General features: G+C 57.4%; 1 protein-coding gene. It reads right to left on the reverse strand.

Features of this window, described 5'->3' with window-relative positions:
• Positions 1 to 6,402: Ig-like domain-containing protein (locus ACTG34_RS05940; protein ID WP_439104064.1), on the reverse strand; the 6,402-nt coding region annotated here is incomplete at both ends.

Consider the following 6,402-nt stretch of genomic DNA (forward strand, 5'->3'; position numbering starts at 1 on the left):
ATTGCCCCTGCTTGACCCGCCGCCGTTTCCAACGTGACCAAACCGTTCGCGTTCGTCAGAACGCTGGCGCGCGCTGGCGTTGCCGCAATCTGGGTTTTAAAGTCAACGATCTGGGTCGCGGAGGTCGAGGTGCCCAAGGCACTCGTCGCGGTCGCCGTCAGCGTGATGTTATCCGCAATCCCGATTTCGGCGTAGTCAGCCTCTTTCAAGACATATGTCCAACGGCCCGATGCATCGACAGTTGCGCTCCCCGCGTTGCGACCAACCGAGATCGTCACGCTTGCGCCTGTCTCCACCCAACCCGTGAGGGTTACACCATTCGACGTTTCTTTATCACCCAACGACACCACGTTGTCGCCGTTCACGGCCCCAAAGGTAATCGATGGCGTGCGTGTTGCGACCGTCATCACGACCGCAGCGGAGCTAACGCTGACCTGACCCACGGCATCGGTTGCCTTGGCGGTCAGTGTTTGCGCCCCATCTGCCAATTTGGTCGTTGGCGTCAAACGCCAGCTTCCTGTGGCGGAGGCGACAGTTTCGCCAATCACTTCGGTGCCGCCACTTGTTGCGCGGTAAACCGTGACTTTGGCCAGTGGTTTTGCGGTACCTTCCAGGATGGGTGTGGAGGTCGCAACAGTCGCCGCAGTCGTCGTAATGGCAGGTTGACCAATAGAGGTCGAAATATCGACGGTAAGCGCGGCCGAAACCGGACTAATGCCGCCACCAAAATTGGCAATCGCCGTAATATCATGTGTTCCATCGGCAAGTGCAGAGGACAGGGTATAGCTCCACTGACCCTGTGCATTCGCGGTCACAACAGTGCCCGCGTTATCCGCCGTCGTGGCCCCATCGACAAAGATCTCAATCGTTGCACCAGCATCACTGGTGCCTTTGATGATCGGCTGTGTCTCACTCGTTGCATGATCAAGTGGACGACCCGTGTCATTGTCCAAGCCCACAAGAACAGGCGCAGACACAGTGCCAAGATCGACAATAAGATTTTGCTTATTGGCCTCAAGGATAGCCCCGAAGTTCCCCGCAGCGTCCAAACTCACAACACCAATTTGATGCGCGCCACCCGACAAAAGGCTGTCGTAATCGGCACTCTCAAGCGTCCACGCGCCATCTGCTTGCGCAGTCGTCGACCCCAAAAGGGTGCTTGTGGTCAAATCGTATACCCGCACTTCGCCAAGGGCCAAGGCACCTTCACCCGTTAGTGTTGGATAGGCAGAGGTGACCAAGTTGCTCGCTGCAACGGCATCGCCCTGAATTGTGCTAATCGTCGGCGTTTCGGTTGGGACCACAACGGCCAAGGTCACTGTTTGGGTCAAGGTCGTCGTCGATGTCCCGTTGGACACTTCGAACAACAGGTCAAGGGGGCCATCTGCAATGCCGACCAGATCGCTATTGGTCAGTTTCAAGCGCCAGTTCTGGCCCTCTTCCTCAGGGAACAACTCGGCTGTTACGTCCGTGCTATTTGGCAACTTCAGAGTGACGGACGTCGCATCAATGCCCGCAATGCCACGGATTTGCAGAACTCGTGCAACGTCTTGTGCCGTAATCGTATTGTTGGGCAAGACTTCGGTCACGGCAATGGACGGTGACGCGGCCGTGTAAAGTGTCGCGGCCGATTCAACGGGGGTGTCGAGACCGGTTGTCACCTTTGCAACAAGGCTGGTGCCATCGGCGATGACAAGGCCCGTCAAACTGATCGTCCAGCCGCCCGATGCGTTCGCAACTGTGGTTGCAATCTCGGTCTCGGAGCCTGCCGTTGGTGTCGCGAACAAGCGGACGGTTGCGCCGGACGGACCCGTGCCGGAGAGGGTTGCACCGGTCAACTCGTTGCTTTGCGTGATGCCCGTGACCACGATCGGGGTGGTATCTGCGGCATCGACAGCAAAGCCGTCCGTTGCGACCCAATCCACGATATGGGTGACGGCATATTTTGCGTCCCCATCGGGGTTTTCCGTAACTGTCGGCGCACCAGCACTTAGGGTAAGCGCCGTGGAATCGAGAACCAATGCGGGAACATCGCGGTACTGCAAGCTGCCGCCAAAGGTAATCCGGTATGTCCCGTCCGTCGCATAGGTATTGTCTACCGAATAGGTCGCACCCGGAACGCCCATACGCGTCAGTGTCTCTTCGATGCTCGCGGCATCTGTTTCGTTGTAGCTGATCGCGCCGCTGACGTATTCCTTACCGTCAAGCGTGAACGTAAAGGTGTAAGTATTGTTCGTCGCCGATGACAGATTGATCTCTTGGACCTCTGCGGTGGTCGCCGCATCGAGAACGGTGATGGAGGCCTTGCTTGCCAAGGCAACAGTCCCAACAGTCGCAACGCCACCAGACCCTGCGGTGGGTGAAAAGCTGATGCTCGGCGGGTTGGTATAGCCGCTGCCCGCTTCGGTGATTTGAATTTCGACAATCGTGCCATCGCCATCCAGAATGGCAACACCCGTTGCCTGAGTGCCGCCCGCAATATCGGGCGCACCAAAGGTCACGGTTGGCGCGGTTGCGTAGTTGATCCCGCCCGAGGTAACAGACGCACTCTCAACACGTCCCATTGCGGCCACGAGACTATCGGACAGGGTATGTGTCCATGCCTTTGGAACGGTCGATAGCGCAGCATTTTGTGCCGTTGCTTGCTCGGATGCAGGTGCATCAAGCGTCACAGCAGGCACAGTTGCATAACGGCTACCCGCCTCAGTGACCGTGTATCCGGTGACCACACCATCCGCGATTGTTGCAGTGGCCGTAGCTTGGACAGCCGCTTCCGAAATGCTGACAACCAATGTGCTTGTGGATGTGAATGTGGTACCCGAAAGCTCTAGGCCCGAAATCGTGCCGCCAGTGATCGTTGCAGTAGCAGTTTCGCTCGTGACGTTGGCGCTATCCGTTACGGTAACGACGACATTGTCGGAATATCCCGTGCCCGCGTTGTCGATCGTAAATGTGACCAGTCCGGCGTCATCTGCAACGGCTGTTGCCGAGGCGTCGACGCCATCAGGGGCGGCGATTGTGATCGTTGGTACGGCGCTATACCCGCTGCCGCCTGTGGCGGAGGCAAGGGCGACACCGCCCTCCGAGAGACTTACCGACGGCGCTGCGGTGACGGGCGCAGGTGCGTCAATTGTGACGGTTGGAGCGGTGTAATACCCCGACCCTGCTTCGGTCACTGTAATGCCTGTGAGAATACCGTTTTCGACAACGGCAACACCTGTTGCTTGCACGCCATCACCGGCATCCGGTGCGCTAAAGGTGACGGTTGGAAGCGCAGTCGAGGAATAGCCTTTGCCCGCATTGGACAAGGTAATCGTTGTCCCCACCGATTGACCAAGGTTGAGCGTTGTCTGCTCTGTGCCGTTCACAACGACATACAACACCGCCGCACTGGTTTCGCCGCCAATGGTAATCCCGTTGGTGCGATCCGCATCGGTAATGATGTTGTCGCCCGTAATCGGAGGCAAGCTAAGAGCGATTGACGTATCCACTGGCGTGAGCGTCAGTGCCGCAGATTGCGCACCGACATTGCCAGACGCATCTGTGACAAAGGCTTTGATCGTGCGCGCAACACCCGCTTCCCAAACGGAGATCGGGGCCCATGTCCATGTGCCATCGCTCAGCGCACGGGTGTTGGCGATCACTGTTGTGCCTTCAATCAGGCTGACAACTGCGCCCGCTTCCGCGATCCCGCTGATCGCTGGACGACCCGCAGTTGCGTCCTCAACCGTCAATGTCGGCACCGCTGGCGCCGTTGCATCAACCGTAATCAGCTTTTGCGAAACATCGCTAGAAATGCCGTTTTTGGTCGCCGTTGTCGTGATCGTATAGGCCCCATCACCGGTTTCCGGCAGATCGGCACGCCACACGCCCGTCAACGCGTTCACGTAGGTAATGTTTGTGACAGCAACGTCCGTTTTGGTCGCCCCTGTGACAGGCGCCCATGTGTATGTCATTGAAATAACCGAGCCAGGCTCGCTTGTTCCAAAGACCTCGAGGCCATCCGCGTCTGTCGTGAAATAGTCGCCAAAGCCGGTGTCATCATTCACACGGTCGATCACGGCCGTACCCGGCTTGACTACGGCAACTGTCAAATCTTGTTGTGCCGTTGTGGTATTGCCCGCAGCGTCAGTGGCGACATAGCTAAGTGTTTGAGTGCCATTGCCCAAGATCGAATAGGATGAGCCAGACAATTCATACGACCATGCCCCCGCTGTCACAGGTACATTTTCCGCCAACAAGCTACCGTTTGCCATGCGGATATTGATGCTTGTCGTATCCGCCGTCCCTGTGAGGGAAATAGCGTTGCCAAGATCAACATCAGCTTTGGTAATCGTCGTATTCGACGTAATCCCGTCAATCTGTGTAAAGGCAACGGCTGGCGGGGTAAGCGCAAGCGTCAATGTCCCTGAATATTCCGCCGCGGCTGTCCCTGCGAGCGGATCATCGGCCAAGACTTTGAACGCACCTGCACTTGTCGTCAGGTTCGTGCGGTCGGTCGTGTCGAGGACATATTGCCATGTATTGCCTTCGACCCATGCCTCGCGTGTGGTGCCGTTGATCTCGACCTGAACGCGCGCGCCCACATCCGTGGTGCCGCTCAAACGATAGCCGTTAAAGAAGCTGTCAACCGTCACAGGTGCGAACGTGCCCGGTGTCAGTTCTGTCACAGCCAAACTCGGGGCGGTTGCCTCCCCGATCAAAATGCCAAGGCCGCCCGTATAACCGCTTTGGTTGCCAGCGCCATCGACGCTACGCGCGAACAAGAAGTTGATGCCATTCGCCAGAGTGCCCGCCGAGGTATCAAGCGTCCCAGTCCAGACTCCGCTACTGTTTGTCGTGGCGGTAAAGACAGGCGTTTCCAAATCCTCATTGGCAAACACATAAATGGTGCTGTCGGCCTCTGCTGTGCCACTGATTGTTGGCGCGCTATATGACATCGTTGGCGCAACTGGGGCTTGCGTATCAACGGTGAACGCCACCATGACGGTGGATGCCGCTTCGACGTCCGGCGCGGTGGATGTGGCTTTGTCAGCGAGGTTGACCGCGTAGACGCTATGCGCGCCATCGGCCAGAACATCGGTCAATGCCGACCAGTTTCCATCTTGATCCGCGCGGGTTTGCGCAATCACGGCGTGGGTGGTTGCATCGCGAATTTCGACGCGGGTCCACGCTGTGGCTCCTGTCCCTGTCAATTCGAACTGGGCGTTGCCAACGGTTCCGGGCGCGGTGATCACAGGTGTGCTTGGCGCTGCAAATCCTGCGGAAACAGAGCTACCGGACACTGTGAATTCGGCGCGACCGCTAGAGTAGCTGACGTTGCCATGAACATCACGCAACGCCACGTTGAGCGAATACGTGCCATTGGCCAAACGATCAGGGCTAAAGTTCAAGCTCCCCGTCAAATCGTCGCTGTCCAAAACGATAGAGGCATAGACTTGGCCCATATCATCTTCGAGCGTCATGATATCGCCGACATTCGCACCGGCAGTGGTCGTAACCTGAATGTTGCCGGTGGCGTAGGTTTTCACCTTGTCGAGATCAACGTCACTGCCCGCGATAAAGATGATATCGCCCGTGGTCGTGCCAGCCGGACTACCCGCTGTGATTGTGACATCATTGTACGGTGTCTGACCTTGGCGCAACTCAACGCGACTGCTGTATTGCGATTCAAATTTGTAGGCCAACGCTTCGGCAACCGCGACTTGCGTTTGATCAAACAGGCTAACACCCGTCAGGTTGGACCCCTCGACGCGCATCGACCCCGCGAGGCCGCCCACATCGGCACCATGATTATACCCGCTCACAATAATGCCTGTGGCATCTGCACGCGTAAGATCAATGCTCGCCTTATCGGCGGACAATGTGGCCGAAATCCCGATACCAGCATTGGTGATCGCCGTGGCCAAAGCCGTCAGATCGATAAGGCCTGTGGTGGTGTCGCGGACAACATCCGCGCTTATCGTCGTCTTGGATGACGGGCTATCCGTGGTCGCCAAATCAAAGGACACTGTGCCCGCTGTCGTCACACCGCTGAGGGTCATGACCGCGCGTTCAGCCGTTGCAAGCGGCGTGACATCGACAACGCCGCGATCACGCACATCAACAACACCGCCCGCAAGGTAAACCGCGTTGGTATTGGCGAGCTGAACAATCTGCGCACCGCGCGTCACGATGCCAGTGCTTGAATCGATGTTGACCGCGTACAACGTGCCATCGCCATCAATCGAGCTGCTCAGAACTTTGAGCGCCGTGCCCGCATTGTCAGCCGGAACATTCAAGATAGGCGTGCGATCGCCCGTTGTTGGCGTGGTGTACGTCTCTGCAAACCGGTAATCTGTGGCATCAAACACGTAATACGTGGTTCCATCATGCACAATTCGGTCGGTTTTGTAGGTGCCG

It is taken from the genome of Celeribacter marinus, assembly GCF_965656515.1.
GTDB classification, from domain to species: domain Bacteria; phylum Pseudomonadota; class Alphaproteobacteria; order Rhodobacterales; family Rhodobacteraceae; genus Celeribacter; species Celeribacter marinus_D.